Raw genomic sequence first — 20,584 nt, 5'->3', positions numbered from 1 at the left:
TGCCGCCGGATTCGGTACAACTTCAGATGAGCAGGAAGGCTTCGCGGACAAGTAACTGACCTTAGGTGTTAGCCGGGTCAGCCCCCGGTCAGAACCCTCATTGACCAGGTCGTGACAGTGACCGAACCGGCGTTCGTCAAGCTGGGAATTAAGAGTGGTGGGTCCTCGACCAAACGGTCAAGGTCTCACCACTCTATTCCGAGGGATCCGCAGGGGGATTCTCCTCTGTTACCAGGACATTCAGCTACTAGAAGGGCATGCCGCCGCTTTCGGGGAGAGCAGGAGTGTCCAGGGTTGGCTCATCATCCGGGTCTTCACCCTGGGTGAACTGGGACATGTAGAGCCGGTAGTACGCGCCCTCCTGTTTGAGCAGGCCCTCGTGAGTTCCCTGCTCAACAATCGCGCCTTCTTCCATAACCAGGATGATGTCGGCTTCGCGGATCGTGGAGAGCCGGTGTGCGATCACGAAGGAGGTGCGGTCGGTTCGCAGTGCCGCCATGGCCTGCTGAACAAGAAGCTCGGTTCGGGTATCGACAGACGAGGTTGCCTCGTCCAGAATCAGCAGTGCCGGCTGAGCAATGAACGCTCGCGCAATTGTGATCAGCTGACGTTCGCCGGCGGAAATGTTCTCGCCGCCGTCTTCGATGATGGTGTCGTAACCGTCGGGGAGCGTGTGAACGAAACGATCGACATACGTGGCCTTTGCAGCTGCGATGACCTCTTCGTCAGTTGCGTCGAGCCGGCCGTACCGGATGTTGTCCATGATGGTTCCGCCGAATAGGACAGCGTCCTGGAGGACCATGCCAATCCGGGAGCGTATCTCACCGCGTTCGAGAAGTAGCGTGTCGACGCCATCTAGGCGGATCTGGCCGGATTGGATCTCGTAGAACCGCATGATGAGGTTGACGAGCGTCGTCTTACCGGCACCCGTCGGACCAACAATTGCAACGACCTGGCCAGGCTCTGCCGTGAGCGACAGGTCGGTGATCAGAGGTTTGTCGGGACTGTACGAGAATGCGACGTGATCGAACTCGATGCGGCCCGCTACGGGCTCGGAGAGAATCGCCGGCTGGGGTCCCGACGGGTCGAGGACTCCCTGGTCGGCAAGTTCCTGCAGGTCCGGATCCTGCTCATCAGCATCGAGAAGCTCGAAGATGCGTTCGGCAGAGGCCACGCCGGAGATCAGCATGTTGGCCATGCCGGCGACCTGGCCGAGCGGCTGGTTAAACTCGCGCGAGTACTGGATGAAAGCAGTCACGGCGCCGAGAGTCATCTGTCCGTTGGCGACACGCAGACCGCCGACAACGGCGATGCCCACGTAGCCGAGGTAGTTCACCCACTGCATGATCGGCATGATCATGCCCGAATAGAACTGGGCCTTAAACGAAGCCTCGTAGAGTTCCTCGTTCCGTTCATCGAAACGTTCACCCATCTGCTCTTGGCGGCCAAAAACCGTCACAAGATCGTGGCCCGTGAACGATTCTTCGATATGTCCGTTGAGTCGGCCCGTATGCCGCCACTGGCTCGTAAACATCTTCTGGGAGCGGGTGCCAATAATGCCGACGACAATTCCCGACAGGGGAAGAGCAATGAGGGCGATAAGGGCGAGCTGCCAGGACAGGGAGAACATCATGAAGATGATGCCGATGATGGTGAGAACCGAGTAGATGACAGAGGTGAAAGCCTGCTGCATCGCGTTCTGCACGTTGTCGACATCGTTCGTGGTGCGCGACAGAATGTCACCGCGCGAGTTCGTATCGAAGTAGGCCAGGGGAAGGCGGTTAACTTTCCTCTCAATGTCCTCCCTCATGCGGAACACCATGCGCATGACAATGTCGTTGAGAATCCTGCCCTGCAACCACATGAAGAACTGGGCAACAACATACATGCCCAAAACGATGGCGATGAGCCGGCCAAGTTCACCGAAGTCAATGCCCGCTCCCGGGGTGAACTGCATGCCGGACAGCATGTCGACGAGCTGAGCTTCCCCGGCCCCGGCCAGTCCCGCGATGACATCTTCGCGAGAAACCCCTTCCGGCATGCCGGAAGAAATGAAGCCGCCAAAGATGACATTCATGGCGTCGCCAAGGATGGACGGTGCCCACACGCTGAGGACAACGGCAATGACCACCATGATGAAAACCACGGTCAGGGCAATTCGTTCCCGAGCAAACAGGCCCAAAAGGCGAATAGCCGATGGCCAAAATGCTATCGCCTTGCGAGGCGGCGCAGCGTCGCCCCAGTCACCCATGTCAACCGAGTCCTGTAGCTCCTCGATCTCCTGGTCGGTCAGCGTGCCGTCATTCTTGGCGTTCTTATCGGTGCTCATGCGAGCTCCTCCTGACTGATCTGAGAATCCACGATCTCCCGGTACGTATCGGAGCCAGCAAGCAGCTCCTCGTGGGTTCCGCGGTCAACGATCCGGCCCTCCTCGAGAACCAGGATTTGGTCGGCCTCGGTAATCGTTGAGACTCGCTGGGCAACGATAATGACGGTGGCGCCCTCGGTGTAGTTGTTCAACGCGGCCCGGAGGTTCGCATCGGTCGTCACATCCAGTGCGGAGAACGAATCATCAAAAAGGTAGATTCTGGGGCGGGCCGTGAGGGCGCGCGCAATACAGAGGCGCTGGCGCTGACCACCCGACACATTCGTGCCGCCCTGGGAAACAGCGGACTCAAGCCCGGTTGCGAGAGCATCCCCGGAACCGGTACTGCGATCCTTCACAAACTCAGTCGCCTGAGCAGTATCGAGAGCCTCCCACATGTCCTCCTCGGTAGCGCCGGGTGCTCCGAAACGCAGATTGTCGGCAACGGAACCCGAGAACAGGTAGGGGCGCTGAGGTACGAGACCCACGGCCCCGGTCAACGTACTGCGGCTCAAGCTGTTGACGGGGACACCGTCAATAAGAATCTCGCCAGCCGTGGTGTCGTACAGCCGGGGAATAAGATTAATGAGAGTGGACTTGCCAGAACCGGTGGAACCGATGATCGCCGTTGTCTTACCCGGGCGGGCAGTAAACGAAATTTCGTCAATAACTGGTGAGTCGGCACCCGGGTAGGAGAAGGAAACGTTCCGAAACTCGACAGCACCGTCGGTGCTATCGGGAACCCGCGGACTGGTCGGCTCAAGGACGGAGGTGTCGGTGTCCAGAACCTCACCGATACGGCGGGCACAGATAATCGCGCGCGGGAAAATCATGAACATGAAGGTACCCATCATGACAGCGACCAGGATCTGCAAAAGGTACTGCATGAAAGCGGTCAGTGAACCGACGTCGACCAAGTTCTGATCGACACGGTGGCCGCCGAACCACAGGACCGCTGCTGTTGCCAGGTGCAGAATGATCGTGACCAGCGGTCCCATGATGACAAACAGCCGGCCGATACGAACCGAAATATCGGTAAGTGTTGAGTTGGCGTCCGTGAACCGGTCTGTCTCGTAGCGCTCGCGGCGGAAAGCTCGAACAACGCGAATACCCATAATCTGTTCGCGCATCACGCCATTGATTGAGTCGATCGCGTCCTGCATCTTCTGGAACAGCGGCATGAGGATCGTCATGAGGATGACAAGGATGACGAGAAGGACCGGAACTGACGTCCACACAAGCCAGGACAGGCCGGGATCCTCCCGGATTGCCATGACAATCCCACCGACGGACATGATTGGCACCATGACAACGAAGTTCAACGTCATAAGCAGGACCATCTGGACCTGCTGCACATCGTTCGTCCCACGGGTGATGAGAGTCGGCGCGCCAAACTTAGCGATCTCCTCCGATGAGAAAGAATCAACCTTCGAGTAGACGGCCTTGCGCAGGTCCCGTCCCACAGACATCGAAGCGCGCGCACCAAACCAGACGGCAAAAACTGCCGTAACCAGCTGGACGAGGGCAACAACAAGCATGACCCCGCCCGTGCGCCAAATGTAGTCCGTGTCGCCGAGGGCAACACCCTCATCAATGATGTCGGCGTTGAGGCTCGGCAAATAGAGCGTGGCGAGTGTCGTCAAGGTCTGCAGGACCACGACAGCAACCACCTGCCCCGAATAAGGCCGCAAATAGTGGCGGATAAGCTTCCAGAGCATAAATGTCGCTTTCAGAAAGAAACGTGGACCTGGCGTGAAGTAGGCTGAGCCCTCCGGGTGGACTGCCGACAAGATAAAGTACCAGACTCTTGACCTACGGGGAAGACTCCTCTAATGCGGGATTCGTTCCGTGATTCAAAGCCAGGAAATTGTCGGTAACGAAGGGGTATGGAGCGTCCAAAAATGTCGGGTAAACGGATCGCGTATAAGGCAGGTACGGACACCCGTGGCAATTGGTTGTGTGCAGACTAGGCTGTGGACAACTGCAACAGGGGAAAACGATGCAGATGAGTTACATCGGCACAGATGTGTATATCGCAATTCCGGAGCGGGGCCAGCAGGGCCTGCCGCCATTCCCTGGCGACCTCGTCAATGCGCAGACGCTCGCACAAGATCGGTTTGCGATGTTTGCAGAAAATCCCGGCGGAGCAATCCACCCGGCAAGCGAGCACCTCGGTGCCATCATCGACTATCCGGAATGGCCGTCCCTCATGCTCCGAGGAACCTTTGTCGACAGCCATCTGATTCGTATCATCGACGAGCTCCCCGACTGGGCAGTGTTCGGCCCCCACGGGAAAGCCATCGAAGACCTGATCGACCAGTACCTGTTTCTCGACGATGAAGGAAAAGACTCATTCCACGCCGTCGAGCAAACCGGTAGACAGGTACTTGCCGACTATTCTCGGACTCGTCATGAAACCGGATTCATTGAATCTATCTTTGATGGGACGGTCTTTGACGGCCAGTATGCGATGGCATGTCGGGCACTGTACTTCCTTGCCAACTCATCATGCGTGACAGGTCCGCTCGCGCTCGTTGCATGCATTATTCTCCGCGACAGTCTCGGCGAAGGAACCTACGACCAGCTTGTCGAGCCCTACCGCGTCGCCAACATCCCATTTGCCGACCCTCGTGATGAGAGTACTGGACACTAAGCCCACCATTGCTCTCTGAAACAGCGGAACGCGCTGATGAGGGCATGACCCTCCTCCATAGTCGCAGAAGTGCTACATAATCCGGCACGCGCCCGAGCTGAAAATACCCTGAGTGGAAGATGAAAGGTTTCTCATCTGAAACTCCTCTTCGCTTCATATCTGCTCGCTTGAATATAAGCATCAAGGAAATCCCACGGGATCTCAGGCCCCGTCACTAGCGGCAATAGGAAGTAGGAAAAAATGTCACGCAAACTGTGGATCACCACCGGCACACTCGGCGCCCTTTCGATCTTCGCAGGCACTGGCCTCGCGGTTGCCGACTCGAACAACGACCAGGTCACCCCCGCGGTCCAGCTCCAAAACAACTCCGTACAGGACTCGAACTCAACGGCTTCTGCACGTTCGGCACAGACCACAGTCTCCGCCGTCTCCACGCAGTCGGCCAAGAGCACGCAGTCCGCCAAGTCGGCAGTGTCGACCCCGTCCGCAGCATCGCCTGCTCCGGCACGTCAGCCCGCCACGACGCAGCCCGCACCCGTTAAGAAGGCGCCGGTCCAGGCACCGGCCCCCGTCTACTCGGCACCCTCACCGGTGTCAGCACCTTCCCCGGTTTCGGCTCCGTCCCCGGTCTCCGCTCCCTCAGCTGATTCCGGATACTCAGCACCTTCGGCTGACTCAGGCTGGTCCGCCCCGTCCGCTGACTCGGGTGACTGATCCGGGCAACCACTGAATTCGGGCGATGCTCCTGTCGAGGTAGCTGGGGGCGAAATCCAATTCTTCACAAGAACACAGGTACCGCACTAAGGAGGATGAAATGACTAGCAAGCTTCGGATTGCAGCTCTTATGGCAGCAATTCTCAGCATGGCATCGGGCGCCGACGTGGCGTACGCGATGAATGCTGACGATAGTGAGCCGCGCGTCCTCATCACCGTCAAGGGCGGTAACTACGACGAGGATGACCAGCAGCAGGAAAACTCGGCCACAGAGTTTCCTGCTCCCTGACAGTGACCGATCAGGCGGCTCATCCGCCAGTGAGGGCCCGGCTCCATCTGATGGAACCGGGCCCTCACTGGTCATTGCCACTCAGCGGCTGAAGAGTTCAATCGGGTTAGTCCATGCCGTCAAGATTGGCTTCCCACAGGCCGTAGGGGACCCCTGCAGGGGTCGTTGCGTAGGTGAACCTGCCCATTTCACCCATGTCAACGAACTCTTCGTCGGCAGTTCCACCGTTTTCGCGAACGAGGTCCGCTGACTTGTCGAGATCGTCAGTGAAAAGTGAAACAAACCAGGTGGCTTTGGTGTTCCCGTCCTGTTGTGGGAACGCAAAACCGTATGCGTCTGCCGGTGCTCCGGGCACCTTGATCGTCCAGTATTCGTCGCCGTGATTGACCAACTCCAGATCGAAGGCGTTGGCGTAGAAAGCGGCTGAGGTGGCTGGGTCGGGGCTGAGGTGCTCGAACCAGAACGGTGAACCGGGGACCATCATGACGTCAATCCCGTTAAAGGTGATCGGCTCCCACAGCCCAAAGTGAGCTCCGGAAGGATCCTTGAGGAAAACTTGCTTGCCGAGCTCCATCACTTGCTGGATCTCAACGCCATCCATTGCGATAACTTCCGCACCGAGTTCCTTAACTCGCGCGAGTGCGCTCTCAATGTTGTCGACCGAGATCCAGACATCTATTGCGTCTGGTTCGGGCTCTTCCGCTGGCACTGGCCAGATTCCGCTAACTGGCTTTCCTGCGATGGAGGCGATTGCGTATCCTCCCATTGCTGGATCGCCTGGAGGAATCTCCCATCCAGCTGTTCGGCGAAAAAATTCGGTACCGGAATCCAGGTCATTGAACTCCACCTGCATCCAACAGGGGGTTCCGTGTGTAAATTCCATAACACCTCCCAAGTGTGAGACCTACGTTACAACCCCTGTCTGGTAGTGGGTAGTGGAAAATGTGGGGACTTGGGGCTGGGAGTTGAAGTCGGTAAATCGATCCGGAGTCCGAGCGGAAGCTTTCTGCAAGCGCGCTTTCACTTCGAGATTTCCGTTCGTAACTTGGGTGAAAGTCAGGAGGCCTAGGTTCCCAGAGTTCAACTCGCATCAGTGTGAGGGGCCGACCATGTCTCCGTGATAAGAAGGTGTGGAGGCCTCGATCTTGGTGCCCGTCCGAGCAACAAGTAAAGGCTCTTAAGGGGTGATGCCTGAGGATTTGGAATGAGTCTTGATCCGTCTTTAGAGAACCCTGGCTGAAGCATCTGTGGTTGTTGTGGGCTGCCTACACAAGGCCCGGAATGTCCTCGGAATTCCAGCATGATTCGTCTTGTCGCATCGTCCTTCCCGACATTTGCGTGTACGGCCCAACCGTATATTTACTCTGTCACCACATACTCGGTCTGGCGGACGAGAGGAAGTGTTGCTTGCGTCATCAACTCAAGTTGCACGCTCAGACCCATCTGGCCCTACACACAAGGACGTGCCGTTGAAGATCGCGCGTAATTCGCGCTCCGCGGCATCGCTGGCCTGGGGTGGGATGGTATAGCGCAAGGCGTTAGTGCCACTTGTCGGGGCGTTGATAGTGTTTTCCGTTCTTCGTGAACTTGTCCGGCAGCTGGGCATTGCGGATCGTTGCTACGCCTATTTGAAAGGAGGCTGGCATCAATTCTTTGAGTTCGGATGATGAGCGCTTTGGAGGAAAGGCGCAAAAAATGAACATGTTTGATCGGATTTTCCTGGCAGCTCGAACTGCTGGGGCAACGGCACTGTCCGCAGAAACTATCATTGCGGTATCGAAGATGTCTTTGGCAACGTCTACGACTATCGATGTTGCAAGGTTGACGTCCGTTTCCTTTTCCTCGTAGCCGATGCATTTGTGGCCACACTTAAAGCAGCGCCGTTCCTTTTGCTGATACCGGCCATGAATTACTTCAAGGATTGTGGGATTAGCGGCGACCAGGGCGTCTAGGTAATGGTCTTGTCTGCTTTGTGCGTCAGGGTCGTTGAGTACGGAAGAGGTAAAGTACTTGACGGATACGAGTCTCTGGCGTGGGCGCAGCGATCTAGACAGCTTTACGACATTCAGCTACAGATTTGCACGGTTACTACTGTCGTGTAGGCCGTGGTACAGGTTGAATCCATCGATATAAACGGCCAGGCGCTCCTGCTGGGAGTTCTCGTTCACCATTTGGTATTTCGCCTTGGCTTTCGCTGTTTACCGGGTATTATCAACTCATACCACGATTCGGTTGCAAACACGACTGAAGTCCGACGGCCCCTTTCCGAAGGGGCCGTTTTTGTTTGCGCTCACAATGATCGAGCAAGCCGGAACGTCTAAATGCAAAAGGGCCGACCATGTTTCCATGATCGGCCCGATTTGCGGAGACGGAGGGATTTGAACCCTCGAGGGGCTATACACCCCTACCTCCTTAGCAGGGAGGCGCACTCGACCTGACTATGCGACGTCTCCGAGTGCTAGAACCTAGCGCTATCTAGATTACAGGTCGAAGAACTCAGATGCTAATAAAGGCCATGGCTGTTGCCGATATCGCTTATTACAAAGTCTGAGGGTCGTGGGTTCTCCCACTTGAAAATCACGGTTTCCGTCAGGACGCTCGTGACTCGGTGGAGATTGATGGTCCATATTCCGGAGCGACGTGTCCGCATTTCGGTGTCCGTAATTTGAACCAGGCCCGTGATGTGTCCGCTGAGTTTGCCGTCCTTCATAATGGCAGTGCCGTCACCGGTTGGTTCCAGCTCGGCTATCCAGTCGGGGACTGCGAATCCTTCAATCTTGATCTCTTGCGTTGGCCATTCCGGATGAACAAACGATAGGAGGCACGTCGTCCGGTTGAGTGCCCCTGCCATTGCAAAGGACTGAAGGATGACTGCGGAGTCCGAATCAAGGTCGATTGCGTACTCGTTGGCGGGGCTCGGCAGAAGAGAGGTGGGTTCGGTCGCGCATCCGACGAGGAACCGAGGATTGAACTCGTTGTCCTTGAGCAGATTGATCCGACCTGAAAGATCTGCGGAGAACTAGAGGTCGTCCTCCCAGGTCATTTCGTACATCAGCATTTTCTATCCTTAACGGGTTGTTGTTGCAGTAGTAAGGCCCGTGACAACGGGCCATAAATAGGTGTTCTGAAGGAAGCCAAGGTGCCTTGGCCAAAAATATTTGTGTGGCAAGGGCTCGGAACGCTGTGTCGCGGTTCCGAGCCCTTGAGGAGAGCAATCGGTCGTTGCCTACTGAGCGGATGCCCTACTCAGGTCGAGTTCAACCCCATATCGGATGCCGTCCAGGATAGTTATCCGGAGAGCTTCTGCTTGAGAGACCAGCTTTTGTGCTGTCTCTTCGATGTCTCGAACCTTGTTGAGTTCGTTGACCAAAGTTGCTTGGGCCTGCGGTGTCAGTGCGGGAATTTCGGCTTGACGGACTCGGCGCATTGACATGATCGAGCGTGGTTCGTTTGGTCGGTTGTTCCAGGACCCTGAGAGTGCAGCGAGAAGGAACTCGGGTCTGAGCGCCTCCGGATCCTCAACACGCAGCACCGTCATGAGTGGTGAAATGGCCCGAGAGCCCTCATGGTCGACCACCGTGATTAACCCGCGGGTTGCCGACACGATAATGTCACCCGGCTTGGTAAGTTCGAGATCGTATTTCTTTGCGACGTTCTGAGGGATTGGCTCGGGGAGCTCGCCAGTCGATACGTGCTCTGGTTTGACCGTGCGGTTCTGATATTTTTCGGGCAGTTCACGGATGCCTCGGTGATGGCCGGAAACCACCGTGAGCGTGCCCTGTGAGGCAAGCTCGTCGATCGTTACCACCCCAGGATTGCTCGCGGCAGAGAACGTTTCGGTCAGAAGTGTGCCACCTGGATCAGCCAGGGGAGAAGACAGTACTGCGGCTAGGGCCCCGGCAAAGTCTTCTTGGATCTTGTCCTCATCCACATTCGCATCTGACACCCATTTGCTGGGACTCAGCGGTGCGTTGCCCTTGAGCAGTTCCGAGTTCGGCACGAATGCCTGAGCGAGCTCGGAACCGGCTGAGTCCTCAGCGAGAACCCACCCAGCAAGTGCCTCCTCGGGCTCTTCGAAATCTCGAGCGTCGATGAAACGAACTTGCAGAGAGCCCTCTTCCGCGGGCCGGAGAGCCCACAAAGTGAGCGTCATGTGTGACTGCGGAAGCATGTTGGCGGGCAGGGTGGTAATCGACTCGATGTGGTTACCGAGAAGAAGGCTTTCAATGATCTTGTTCTTTGACGTCAGCTCGGAGAGTCGACTGTGCGGGGCAATGACGAATGCTCGCCCGTTCGGTGCCAGATGAGAAAGAGCATGCTGGATCCAGGCTAGCTCCGCCTCAATGCGTGACGGGACTCCGTGCGAGAACCGCGGATCATCATCGGCGTGGGCACTATCCCACCGCATGCCAAACGGTGGTTCAATGACAATCGTGTCCGCGGTCAGGTCCGGAACCGGGTCTTTGGCAAGAGCATCGCCAAGGTGCAGCTCGAGCTCAAGGTCCCGAAGGTAGGCGCGCTGAGCGGCAACATCAATTGCTGCGGGGTCGATCTCGGAACCGACTAGACGTGTTGCCTTCCCGGATGTTCCTACCTGGAGGAGAACATTCGCGATCCCCGAAGCCGGGTCGTAGACGGTGCCACCAACTCCCTGAGCTAATGCCGAGAGCAGCCTCGAGGTTCGGGAGCCAATGAATCCGTGCTCGCCCCCGCTCTTGACCTGATGGCGGGTGACCCGCTCGAGGAGAAGATCGGTTGTTTCCGCTAACTGATCGGTGTCGATACCCGCGATTGCGTTGATCAGCTGCGACAGCGCCTTCTTGTCGATAACTTCGAGTACCTCGAGGTCGCTACCCGGCGTCAGGTTAGGCACGCCGTTGCGGAGCGTCGTAAGCATCTCCCGAACCGCGGGCGCCTGCTTACCGGGCTCGAGTGCGATCAGCAGTTCGAGATTGTCCGAGTTCTGCTTCTTGAGGGCGGCGAGAGCCAGGAGGAGTCGAGTGACCCCATCCAGCGGGGCGGCTCCCCGAACGGTGTTGAGAAGAGCCCACAGCTGAGCGTCGGGCCTGGGGAGCTCGACCTCGTGGCCGCGCTCCTGCAGCCAGGCAATAACGTCGGTCTGCGAGAAAAGTGGGCGGGCGTCGGTTCCGCCGACGGGGGAAGGGAAGTCTTCATTGCGTCGGCGCCAGTTGCTGACAACGGGCCTGCTGACCTTGGCCAGCTCGGCAATATCGGATGGGGAAAGGAGGATAAGGGACGAGTCGATGGTCATGCGGCTTCCGTGTAGTCAGTCTGCGAGAGCAGATCGTCGAGAAAATAAGTTGTGTTGGCAACGAGCCTGAGATGTGCAGAAAGGTGGTCAGCCCAGCCGGCGACGGTGACATGCACTCCGTCAGCGCGAAGGGCCGCGATGGCATCGGTAAAGATGTGATCTCCCGAGATGATGAGAACCTCGTCGTAGCGGGAGGCAAGATCCTCTGTCTCAAGAATGTTGAGAAGTGCGAGGTCCGCGCCATCATCCCCGTCTTGCATGACAATCCGGGAACTCTGCCATGTCGCGCCGATATTGACGGCTCCCAGTCGGCAGGTGCCGAAGATCAGCTGATCGGAGTCGTTTACGACACCGCGATTCTCGAAGAGCTGCTTAGCCCACTGCGCCTGGTCGAGGGTTGTCACGGCACCTCCCACAATATTCTCGATATCGATGAGAACAATCCGGCGACCCCGAGTGGGAATTCCGGGCCTTGCCATCGTCGCAACATCCGTCAGCATTTCAACCATCTACTTTCTGTTAATCAAATTAACTACCTTGCATACTTCAACCGTAGGGGAGTGGTTAAGCGGTTGTCAAGTGTTAATTTGATTCACGACTTATTGTTTCATTCATCAACTCATTTCTAGTGCGGGGCAATCCGCTCGACGGGCTATCTGCAGGCTCCTTTGGGTAGTAAAAGAACCCTTGACTACAAGGGTTCTGAGGAGCGCCAGGTGATTGGCCGCAGGCTTCGGGGAGCGAGCGCTAACTCGATCCGATGAAGTGCTTCCAGGATAAGTGGGGGTTCGGACAAACTTTTCTCAGTTTTTCTATCGGGCGGATATGGAGATGCAAAAACGGCGACATACTGTTGGTATGCCGCCGTTTCCATCCGCGGAGGGTGGGGGATTCGAACCCCCGATACGGGATCGCCGTATAACGGTTTTCAAGACCGTCTCATTCGGCCGCTCTGACAACCCTCCAAGCGCATTCCATTGTACTGAGAAACGTGCCCGACATGCACATCGCTGAAACAATGGAGATATGCAGAACACAATGCTGGCAGTGACAGACGATGCGAACCTGAGTCCCACCGACCATCCGGTTCCGGCTCCTGGCCCCGGTGAGGTGCTTGTCAGGGTGGAGTATGCGGGGGTGAATCGGGCTGATCTTAGCCAGGTTGCCGGCAATTATCCGCCGCCTCCAGGAGCATCAAGCATCCTGGGGCTCGAGGTGTCAGGCACGCGTGTCGATACCGGAGAGCGGGTGATGGCTCTCCTGACTTCTGGCGGTTACGCGCAGTACGTGGCAGTTCCCGAGGGGCAGGTGATGTCCGTCCCGGAAGGGATCGATCAGGAGCGTGCCGCTGCGATCCCGGAGTCCCTAGCAACAGCATGGTCGAATCTTGTTGACATTCTGAAGGTAGGTAGCGGCGACACTGTTCTCATTCAGGGCGGCTCCGGTTCTCTTGGAACCTTTGCTGTTCAGTTGGCGCGGGAGCTTGGCGCGAATGTTCTTGCGACCGCTGGAGGGCCAGATCGTTGCCGACAAGTCGAGGAGCTTGGAGCAACAGCCATCGATCATCGTGGCGATGTTGCCGAACAGGTTAAGCACCATGCTCCCGATGGTGTTGACGCAATCCTCGATAGTGTCGGTTCGGATGTTGGGCAGATGCTGAAGTTACTCGCCCTCGAGGGACGCATCGCAATCATCTCCCTCCAGGGCGGGACAAAAGCGGAGATCCCGGTGGGCCTTGTTATGGTAAAGCGCCTGAGTGTTCTCGGGTCGACGCTACGAAGCCGCCCCAAAGAGGAGAAGGTAGAAATTATCCGTGACGCGGCCGAGTTTGCGTTGCCGCGACTTGCGGACGGCAGGATCGTTCCGTTCGTTGACCGCGCCTTCCCACTGGGCCAGGCAAAAGAGGCGCACGAGCATGTCAGGTCCGGATCCCCATTCGGGAAAGTGGTCCTGCGAATCTGAAAGCTGAGTGCTTACAGGAGGCGCTCAAGAACGACTGCTAGACCATCATCCTCAACGGAGGCGGTTCTGGCGTTAGCTGCACGATGTACCTTCGGGGTGGCATCTCCCATGGAAATACCGGTGCCCGCCCATTCCAGCATTCCAATGTCATTGTCGCCGTCTCCCACGGTGAGGACCGACGACAGTGAAATGCTGTGCTCCATGCGGAGCTTCTCAAGAGCGGTTGCCTTCGATACTCCTTCGGGGGAGATGTCGAGCCATGCGGTCCAGCCGATCGCGTACTCGACGCCGTTCAGGCCAAGATTGTCGATCCTGTCCTGAAGCTCTTCGGGGGACAGGTGCGGAGCGCGGACCGTTAGGCGGGTTGCGTCATCGCTCGCAAGAGAGTCAATGGGCGTAACAATTGACTGGCCTGTGAGTTCTCCCGGAGGGAACTCTGCCGAGACCCTGCGGGGACCCCAGGCGGGTTCCACTGCGAGAAGGGCGTCGGGGATGTGGGTGGCGACGGCCTCGATTTCGGCGGCCGGGTTGAACGTCACGTAGTCAAGCAGGCGCGTGCCAGGGTTGAGTCCGGGTTCGTTTGCTTGCTTGTCCCGCTTAAAGGTCAGTGCGCCGTTGGCGCACACGGACAGCCCGTCCGGCATCTCCAGCTGTTCGGCAACCAACATCATCCCGTCCACACCGCGACCCGTCGCCATGATGACGTGCGTGCCCATATTCAAGTGGGCGTGAATAGCTTCGGCAACGCGCGGGGAGAGCGACGTGTCGTGCCCGATCGTTGTTCCGTCGAGGTCAAGTGCAACCATGAGCTCCGGCCCCGCCCCCGGAAGGGAGGACATGGCGTCGCGGAGCCGCGCAGAATCATCTGCGGTGAATTCGACCTTCACGCTGGCTTGATGATGTCGCGGCCACCGAGGTACGGGCGCAGACCCTCCGGGACGTACAGGCTGCCGTCCTCCTGCTGGTGGTTTTCCAAGATCGCAACAAGCCAGCGCGTTGTGGCGAGCGTGCCGTTCAACGTGGCGACCGTGCGGGTCTTCCCTTCGTAGCGCTCGCGGATACCGAGGCGGCGTGCCTGGAACGTCGTGCAGTTCGACGTGGATGTCACTTCCATCCACCGTTCCTGGCTGGGTAGCCAGGCCTCGCAGTCGAACTTCCGCGCTGCGGAGCTGCCGAGATCGCCCGCTGCGGTGTCGATAACGCGGTAAGGAAGCTCAACCTTGGCGAGCATTTCCTCTTCCCATCCCAGCAAGCGCTGGTGCTCTTCTTCGGCGTCCTCTACCGGGCAGTACGAGAACATCTCGACTTTGTTGAACTGGTGGACGCGAATAATGCCGCGGGTGTCCTTACCGTAAGAGCCGGCCTCGCGCCGATAGCATGACGACCATCCTGCGTAACGCTTCGGACCATCCGAAAGGTCAATGATTTCGCCGGAATGGAACCCGGCAAGGGCTACCTCAGAAGTGCCGACAAGGTACAGGTCGTCTGTCGGCAGGTGATAAATCTCGTCTGCGTGTGCTCCGAGGAAACCGGTTCCGCCCATGACTTCCGGCTTCACCAGAGTTGGCGTCATTGTTAGCTTGAAGCCGTTTGCTTCAGCAAGATCCGCCGCCGCAGTCAGGAGCGCCAGTTCGAGGCGGGCTCCGATACCGGTGAGGTAGTAGAAGCGGGATCCGGAAACCTTCGTGCCGCGAGCCATGTCGATCGCGTCAAGACCCTCGCCAATATCCAGGTGGTCCCTGACCGGGAACGAGAATTCGGGAACTTCGCCGATATGCTTGAGGACCGTGTAGTCGTCCTCGCCACCCGACGGTACTCCGTCGACAATGACGTTGGGGATCGAAAGGGCAACTCGCTCATATTCGTCGTTCGCCTCGGATGCGACCTGTTCAAGCTCCTTGACCTTGGCGGACAGGGCCTGCGCCTGCTCGAGGATTGCCGGTCGTTCCTCGGGAGTCGCCTTCCCGACGGTCCGGGAGAGAGCCTTCTGCTCGGCGCGAGTATCCTCGGCGAGCTGCAGGGTCGACCTGCGAGATTCGTCTGCGGTGAGCAGCTGGTCGACAAGTGACTCGTCAGCGCCGCGTGCTCGCTGGGAAGCCTTGACTGCATCGGGGTTGTCCCGAACGAAGCGAATATCGATCATGCAACTAGTCTAACCCTCGCTGTATCCTTTCGATATGTCCTGGGAAGCATGGGTTGGAATCGCCACCCTCCTCGTGGCGCTCGCCGCCCTTTTCACGTCCGTCAAAAACCGGCAACTGATTGCGGGCTTGACGGCCCGCCGCGGACCCGCGACGCGTTCCGAATCCGATCAGTCCACCGAGGACAAGTCGGGTACGCCGGTTGCCGTCGTGTTCAACCCGTCGAAGAATATTGATTTACCCGCACTCAAGAAACTCGTGACGGAACGGGCTGCCGAAACCGGTTACGGGGAGGTTCGCTGGATCGAGACAACGGTTGAGGACCCGGGACTTGGACAGGCCAAGCAGGCCGTGGCCGACGGTGCGGGGCTCGTTATTGCTGCCGGCGGCGACGGAACGGTACGCATGGTGGCAGAAGGGCTTGCCGGTACCGGCGTTCCACTCGCTGTAATCGCTCTGGGAACTGGCAATCTCCTGGCGCGAAACATGGACCTGCCTATCTCATCAACTCGCGACATGGTCAACCTGGCCTTCACCGGTTCGTCCCACGCCGTTGATATGGGATACATCGAGGCAGATCCGCTGAGTGAGGCAGAGAAGGTGGAGGCCATGGCCGCCGACCCGGATGCAGCCAGTGTCCCCTCTGGCGAACACGGCTTCGCAGTGATTGCCGGTCTAGGATTTGATGCCGCCATGGTGGGTGACGCTGACTCGGACCTGAAGTCGAGAATTGGCTGGGTCGCCTACGTCGCTTCCGCGGTGAAGAACATGAAGGCACAGAAGATCCATGCGGGAGTGACGGCCGGGGATGCAGAACCGGTTGAAATCGATGCTCGCTCAATCATGTTTGCGAACTGCGGCAAGCTTCCCGGCGGTGTCGTTCTCGCCCCCGACGCGCACCTGGATGACGGCTGGCTGGAACTCGTCATTATCGACACGAAGGGCGGGTTGGTTGGATGGGCGGACCTGGTGCGCCGCATGGGGCTCGCAGGAATCGGTGTCACCAACGACGGCCTTCCGTCGACCGGAAGAATCGAGATGAGGAAAACCCGTCACGCCTCCGTTGTCACCGACAGCCCGGCCCGTGTCCAGGTTGACGGTGACGTCCTCGGATATGCCACAACAGTGCGGTCCCGAGTGGTTCCCGGGGGACTTCTCGTCCGCTTCTAATTCTGGCTGTGTTGTCGGCTACTTGCCGAGCAGGTTAGACACCCAGTCGCGGGCCGCGACAAAGTCCTGATCTGCAGTGCCTGGGCGTAGCTTGACCGGGACCCGTTTGGCGCTCGGGTAGGAGCCGAGGAACTTCACGTGAGGGCTCGTGCGGTGCAGACCGATAAGAACCGCCTGAACTCGCTCGTCCTCAACGTGGCCCTCGCAGTCAATGGAGAACTGGTAGCGTCCGAGAGAATCCCCGACCGGGCGGGACTCGATCCGAGACAGGTTCACCCCGCGCGTCGCAAACTGTTCGAGCATCGCAAGCAGAGCACCTGCCTCATCCGACGGTAGCTGCACCTGCAGGGTTGTCTTATCCGATCCGGTGCGCTCCGGAAGGGCCGTGCCTTCCCTCCCAGCGCAAATAAACCGCGTGACAGCATCCGGATTGTCGGCAACGCCTTCGGCTATCACTGTCAGACCGTACTGCTCGGCGGACAGTGGATTGCACAGGACTGCATCGAAGTTCATTGCGCCATCGGCCATGGCCTTCGCAGATCCTGCTGTTGACGTGCCGGGAACGTGAATCGCGTCGTCGAGATTACTGGCGATCCAGTTTTGGCACTGCGCCCATGCGTGGGGGTGGGTGGAGATTCGCTTCACCTCGGACAGGTCCATGGGACCCCGAGACGCTAGAACGAACGTGATCGGAACCAACATTTCGGCCACAATGCGCAGTCCGCTACCGTTCGATAGCGAATCGATTGTGGCGTTGACCCCGCCCTCGACGGAATTCTCGATCGGAACAACAGCAAAATCGGTCTCTTCGTTACGGACCATTCGCAGGGCTGCGGGTACGTCAATGGCGGGAATATGTCCCCCCTCATCGGACGAAATCTGCATGAGAGCCATGTGCGTGAACGTGCCGCGTGGTCCAAGGTAAGAAAACCGCATGACCCACAGTGTAGTCCTCCGAGGAGAACCGGCGGACCGACGCTGGATAAGATCAGGTCATGAGATCGCTCCATGCTGCCTGCCTCGCACTCCTCGTGTGTGCGCTCGCGATCCTTCCGCTGTCCGCACACGCTACCGAGGAGGACCGACCGATCGTCCTCATCGGCACTGGTGGAGTCATGTGGGACTACGTTGACCCGGAGACAACCCCCAACCTTTTTGCCCTCTCCGAAGAATCGGCAGTCGGCAACCTGTCGGTGCGGGCGGTCCACCCGGTCGCCTGTCCCGCCGATGGCTGGCTTACCCTCGGTGCGGGCGAACGCGCCGGTGATGATGAGACGGACAATGGGGCGTGCCGACTCCTTGAAGAACCCGTTGACGGAACTGTTCCCCACTGGGAGGACTACGTTGCCTCCGCGGAAAACTCTGCCTATTCACCTCGTCTCGGTCAGCTCGCAGAGCTCACCGCAGACCGCAACACGCTCGCGCTCGGTCCAGGTGCCGCCATTGCTCTTGCCTACGAGAACGGCACTGTCTCCTCCTATGGTCAGATCGAGGATTACCGCGACCTAGCGGAAGGCCAAGACCTTGTTCTCGTTGACATCGGCTCTATGTCTCAGATCGAACCAACTGTTTTCGATGAAACCCAGAACCGGCAGAAGGGCGATCCGCTAGCTGCTTCGTTCGAAACCCAGGAATGGGATGAGGAAGCGATCCGGGCAGACATGGCAACAATCGATGCCAGGCTCGGAGAGGTTCTTGACGCAATCGAAGAAACAACGCCCGAGGCGCGGATCATTGTTGCCTCCCTCTCTGACTATTCCGCAACTGCTTCCACCCAGCAGGTGATCATGGAGGTGACAGGAGAGCCTGGCCTGCTCACCAGCTCAACAACGAGGCGGAGCGGGCTTGTGGCAGCAACCGACCTGCTCCCAACCCTCGTCAATGGTTCTGAAGGTCCGGGAGACTCGATTGTCGCCGACGCTGGCGGAACAGCGGAAGGGAACCGGGCCGCCGTTACCGAGTTTGACTCCCTCACGAAAGCCATTAAGCCCGCCACCGGATGGGTGTATGCCCTGTGGGGCATAAGCTGGCTTCTTGTTTTCTTCGCCACCCTGATCTTCCGAAGGAAACCGGTCCTGCGCGGCGGTGCGCTAGCGGTGGCCAGCCTGCCCGCCTCGGCCGTGCTCATGAACGGTACTCCCTGGCACACGGCGGGGAATCCCACGCTGGTGCTGTGCCTAGGAATCGCCGTCGGCAGCGTGCTAATCGGTATCCTTTCCTATCGCCTACACGGGCGTCACCGTGCGGCGCCAGCGGCCCTCGTTGCCGGCCTTGTCCTGCTTTCCTACCTGCTTCCTGTTCTTGTCGGCTCCCCGCTGGCCCTCAACTCTGTCTTTGGTGCGCTCCCGTCGGTCGGCAGGTTCTACGGCATGAACAACATGATGTTTGCGATTGTGGGGGCAAGCGGGCTCGTGCTCGCCGGCATCATTGCCGAAAAGCTTGCTGATCGTCAACGTGCGGCGGCCCTGATTGTTGGCTTGGGGGCAACTATTGTTTTTATTGACGGATCTCCCTGGCACGGCACTGACTTTGGCGGGCCACCCGTTCTCGTGGTCGGCTTTCTATTCCTCGCACTGCTTGTGAGTGGCCGCCGGCTCACCTGGCTCTCGAGCCTTGGCATTCTGCTTGCGGGTGTTGCCGTTGCCGCCTTCTTCCTACTCGTTGACTACCTGCGCCCGGTCGAGGACCGCACCCACCTGGGTGATTTCGCGCAGTCGATCCTGGACGGAACAGCTTTCGACGTTATCGCCCGGAAGGCCATGCAGGTGGTGGCCCTGTGGCCGCTACTGCTGGTCTTCGTCATCATGCTTGCCGTGCTCTGGATGCTGTGGCGGAAGAAAGCACCGATAAGCCTCGAGCAGTTAGTGCACCCGAATGGTGACAGCTGGGTGTGGACAATCATTGCCCTCGTTGTCGTACTCCTGGGCGGAACCCTCCTCAACGACTCCGGTCCCATCATCTTCCTCACGGGTGGAATGGTGGCGATTCCCCTCCTTGCCTCAATCCTCTATTACGGGAAGCCGCTAGGTGCTCGGAAACAGAAGCTGGCGCGTGACACGGATGAGAAAGCCCGGGGATCAAACAGGGATAGCACTACGAATTAGCTGAGCGAACATGCCTGAACGGCTGGCTCTCCTCGGCGATGACCCGGCTCAGTCAATTGCGTTGCTCAGACGATCACGCAAAGTGAGGTGGTCTCACTCGCTGGTGACGGGCCTGATCTTGTAGGCGCAGAAGGGCTCGCCCGGTCGCTGCGTAGACGGGTCGACTCGATACTGAGAGGCGACGCGGACGCCGCGGAGGCGCCTCATGTTCACCGCCAGGGCAACATCTCGGTACTGGGCGGCCCGGTGGAGGTGCCCGGAGAAGTCGTTACCGGTGGGACGATGCTGAAGGTCGCAGGGAATTTCCTGGAGAGTCATGCCGGCAACCAGCATGTCGATCGTCATGGCCGTTTCCACGCCCCATCCTCGCGCCAGGGGCTTTGCGGCCTCGTAGGCTTCACGGGTCATGCAACGCTGACCAGAGAGCGGCTGGGTCGGTGACCATCCCGTCATGTTCGAGATTGCCTTCCGGGACAGGCCGGTGACGAGGCCGTGGCCACCCGCACCCGCCTGCTTCGGCAGAACTGCAATCGTGCAGTCCGCTTTGCCGGAGGCGACGGGACCAACGAGGGGAGCGGTCTGAACCGAGGTCTCGCCAAGATCAGCATCAATGAACATGAGGAGGCGGGGCTGACGCCCCTCCGCATCTCTCATGGCAACCACGGAGGCCCCCGTTTCAAGGGCCGATGCTTTGCCACGGTTCACAGGGTGGCGGACAACGGTAGCGCCCGCTGCGCGAGCGGCGGACTGGGTGTCGTCGGTGGAGCCATCATCGACCACAACAATGAGATCGACGTATGGAATAGCGCGCGCGGCTCGGATTGTCGAGGCGATGAGATCGACCTCGTCCTTTGCCGGAATGACGACAGCGACATGCGCACTTTGGGTGTTCACGTCTTTAGCTTATCGCGCTA

17 protein-coding genes and 2 tRNA genes are annotated in these 20,584 nt (G+C 58.6%); 6 read left to right on the top strand and 13 right to left on the bottom strand.

Annotated elements, in window-relative coordinates; genetic code table 11:
- Nucleotides 1-247 precede the first annotated feature (247 nt).
- Nucleotides 248-2,329, bottom strand: a complete 2,082-nt coding sequence (locus ACTHUY_RS08455) for an ABC transporter ATP-binding protein (protein ID WP_441678448.1) — start codon at nt 2,327-2,329, stop codon at nt 248-250.
- Nucleotides 2,326-4,083: an ABC transporter ATP-binding protein gene (locus tag ACTHUY_RS08450; protein WP_441655796.1), complete on the bottom strand. Its 1,758-nt coding sequence runs from the start codon at nt 4,081-4,083 to the stop codon at nt 2,326-2,328. The genes ACTHUY_RS08455 and ACTHUY_RS08450 overlap by 4 nt, the downstream gene beginning before the upstream one ends.
- Nucleotides 4,084-4,370: 287 nt before the next feature.
- On the opposite strand from ACTHUY_RS08450, the gene ACTHUY_RS08445 reads away from it, so the two are divergent.
- The 3 genes from ACTHUY_RS08445 to ACTHUY_RS08435 all read left to right on the top strand — a co-directional run bounded on the left by ACTHUY_RS08445 (nt 4,371) and on the right by ACTHUY_RS08435 (nt 6,021).
- Nucleotides 4,371-5,018: a hypothetical protein gene (locus ACTHUY_RS08445; RefSeq protein ID WP_441655797.1), complete on the top strand. Its 648-nt coding sequence runs from the start codon at nt 4,371-4,373 to the stop codon at nt 5,016-5,018.
- 240 nt (nt 5,019-5,258) lie between these two features.
- Nucleotides 5,259-5,732 carry a hypothetical protein gene (locus tag ACTHUY_RS08440; protein WP_441678447.1) on the top strand — a complete coding sequence of 158 codons (474 nt, stop codon included), beginning with the start codon at nt 5,259-5,261 and terminating at the stop codon, nt 5,730-5,732.
- A gap of 100 nt (nt 5,733-5,832) precedes the next feature.
- Nucleotides 5,833-6,021: a hypothetical protein gene (locus tag ACTHUY_RS08435; protein ID WP_441655799.1), complete on the top strand. Its 189-nt coding sequence runs from the start codon at nt 5,833-5,835 to the stop codon at nt 6,019-6,021.
- 106 nt (nt 6,022-6,127) lie between these two features.
- Here the strand turns inward: ACTHUY_RS08435 and ACTHUY_RS08430 are convergent, their stop codons facing one another.
- From ACTHUY_RS08430 to ACTHUY_RS08400, 7 genes are all read right to left on the bottom strand, one after another.
- Nucleotides 6,128-6,874, bottom strand: a complete 747-nt coding sequence (locus ACTHUY_RS08430) for a VOC family protein (protein ID WP_441678455.1) — start codon at nt 6,872-6,874, stop codon at nt 6,128-6,130.
- Nucleotides 6,875-7,559: 685 nt separating this feature from the next.
- The gene (locus ACTHUY_RS08425) at nt 7,560-8,075 is read right to left on the bottom strand and encodes an NYN domain-containing protein (RefSeq protein ID WP_441678453.1); all 516 of its coding nucleotides are present in this window, start codon (nt 8,073-8,075) and stop codon (nt 7,560-7,562) included.
- 309 nt (nt 8,076-8,384) lie between these two features.
- Nucleotides 8,385-8,474 (bottom strand) — tRNA-Ser (locus ACTHUY_RS08420).
- A 50-nt stretch (nt 8,475-8,524) separates the two neighbouring features.
- A complete protein-coding gene (locus tag ACTHUY_RS08415; RefSeq protein WP_441678445.1) occupies nt 8,525-8,872 on the bottom strand; it encodes a hypothetical protein in 348 nt (115 codons plus the stop codon).
- A 375-nt stretch (nt 8,873-9,247) separates the two neighbouring features.
- The gene (locus ACTHUY_RS08410) at nt 9,248-11,293 is read right to left on the bottom strand and encodes an N-6 DNA methylase (protein ID WP_441678443.1); all 2,046 of its coding nucleotides are present in this window, start codon (nt 11,291-11,293) and stop codon (nt 9,248-9,250) included.
- Nucleotides 11,290-11,802: an NYN domain-containing protein gene (locus ACTHUY_RS08405; protein ID WP_441654714.1), complete on the bottom strand. Its 513-nt coding sequence runs from the start codon at nt 11,800-11,802 to the stop codon at nt 11,290-11,292. The genes ACTHUY_RS08410 and ACTHUY_RS08405 overlap by 4 nt, the downstream gene beginning before the upstream one ends.
- A gap of 368 nt (nt 11,803-12,170) precedes the next feature.
- Nucleotides 12,171-12,258 (bottom strand) — tRNA-Ser (locus ACTHUY_RS08400).
- 61 nt (nt 12,259-12,319) lie between these two features.
- On the opposite strand from ACTHUY_RS08400, the gene ACTHUY_RS08395 reads away from it, so the two are divergent.
- The gene (locus ACTHUY_RS08395; protein WP_441654713.1) at nt 12,320-13,255 is read left to right on the top strand and encodes an NAD(P)H-quinone oxidoreductase; all 936 of its coding nucleotides are present in this window, start codon (nt 12,320-12,322) and stop codon (nt 13,253-13,255) included.
- 11 nt (nt 13,256-13,266) lie between these two features.
- Here ACTHUY_RS08395 and ACTHUY_RS08390 read toward each other — a convergent pair whose 3' ends face one another.
- Nucleotides 13,267-14,142, bottom strand: a complete 876-nt coding sequence (locus ACTHUY_RS08390; protein ID WP_441678441.1) for an HAD family hydrolase — start codon at nt 14,140-14,142, stop codon at nt 13,267-13,269.
- On the bottom strand, nt 14,139-15,398 hold the full coding sequence (gene serS, locus ACTHUY_RS08385) for a serine--tRNA ligase (protein WP_441654711.1): 1,260 nt from the start codon (nt 15,396-15,398) through the stop codon (nt 14,139-14,141). Before serS ends, ACTHUY_RS08390 begins: the two co-directional genes overlap by 4 nt.
- Nucleotides 15,399-15,432: 34 nt before the next feature.
- On the opposite strand from serS, the gene ACTHUY_RS08380 reads away from it, so the two are divergent.
- Complete coding sequence (locus tag ACTHUY_RS08380) at nt 15,433-16,566, top strand: diacylglycerol/lipid kinase family protein (protein WP_441654710.1); 1,134 nt, start codon at nt 15,433-15,435, stop codon at nt 16,564-16,566.
- Between the two features lie 18 nt (nt 16,567-16,584).
- Here the strand turns inward: ACTHUY_RS08380 and pheA are convergent, their stop codons facing one another.
- Complete coding sequence (pheA, locus tag ACTHUY_RS08375) at nt 16,585-17,502, bottom strand: prephenate dehydratase (RefSeq protein ID WP_441654709.1); 918 nt, start codon at nt 17,500-17,502, stop codon at nt 16,585-16,587.
- Nucleotides 17,503-17,561: 59 nt separating this feature from the next.
- Here pheA and ACTHUY_RS08370 point away from each other — a divergent pair, with 59 nt between their 5' ends.
- Nucleotides 17,562-19,670, top strand: coding sequence for a hypothetical protein (locus ACTHUY_RS08370; RefSeq protein WP_441678439.1), 2,109 nt, complete (start codon nt 17,562-17,564; stop codon nt 19,668-19,670).
- 93 nt (nt 19,671-19,763) lie between these two features.
- On the opposite strand, the gene ACTHUY_RS08365 is transcribed toward ACTHUY_RS08370, so the two are convergent.
- Complete coding sequence (locus ACTHUY_RS08365; protein ID WP_441654707.1) at nt 19,764-20,564, bottom strand: glycosyltransferase family 2 protein; 801 nt, start codon at nt 20,562-20,564, stop codon at nt 19,764-19,766.
- Between the last annotated feature and the right edge of the window lie 20 nt (nt 20,565-20,584).

Source organism: Flaviflexus sp. (assembly GCF_052087705.1).
Lineage (GTDB): Bacteria > Actinomycetota > Actinomycetes > Actinomycetales > Actinomycetaceae > Flaviflexus > Flaviflexus ciconiae.
Note: the sequence above shows the minus strand (reverse complement) of the source record. Positions and strands in the feature narration are given on the sequence as shown.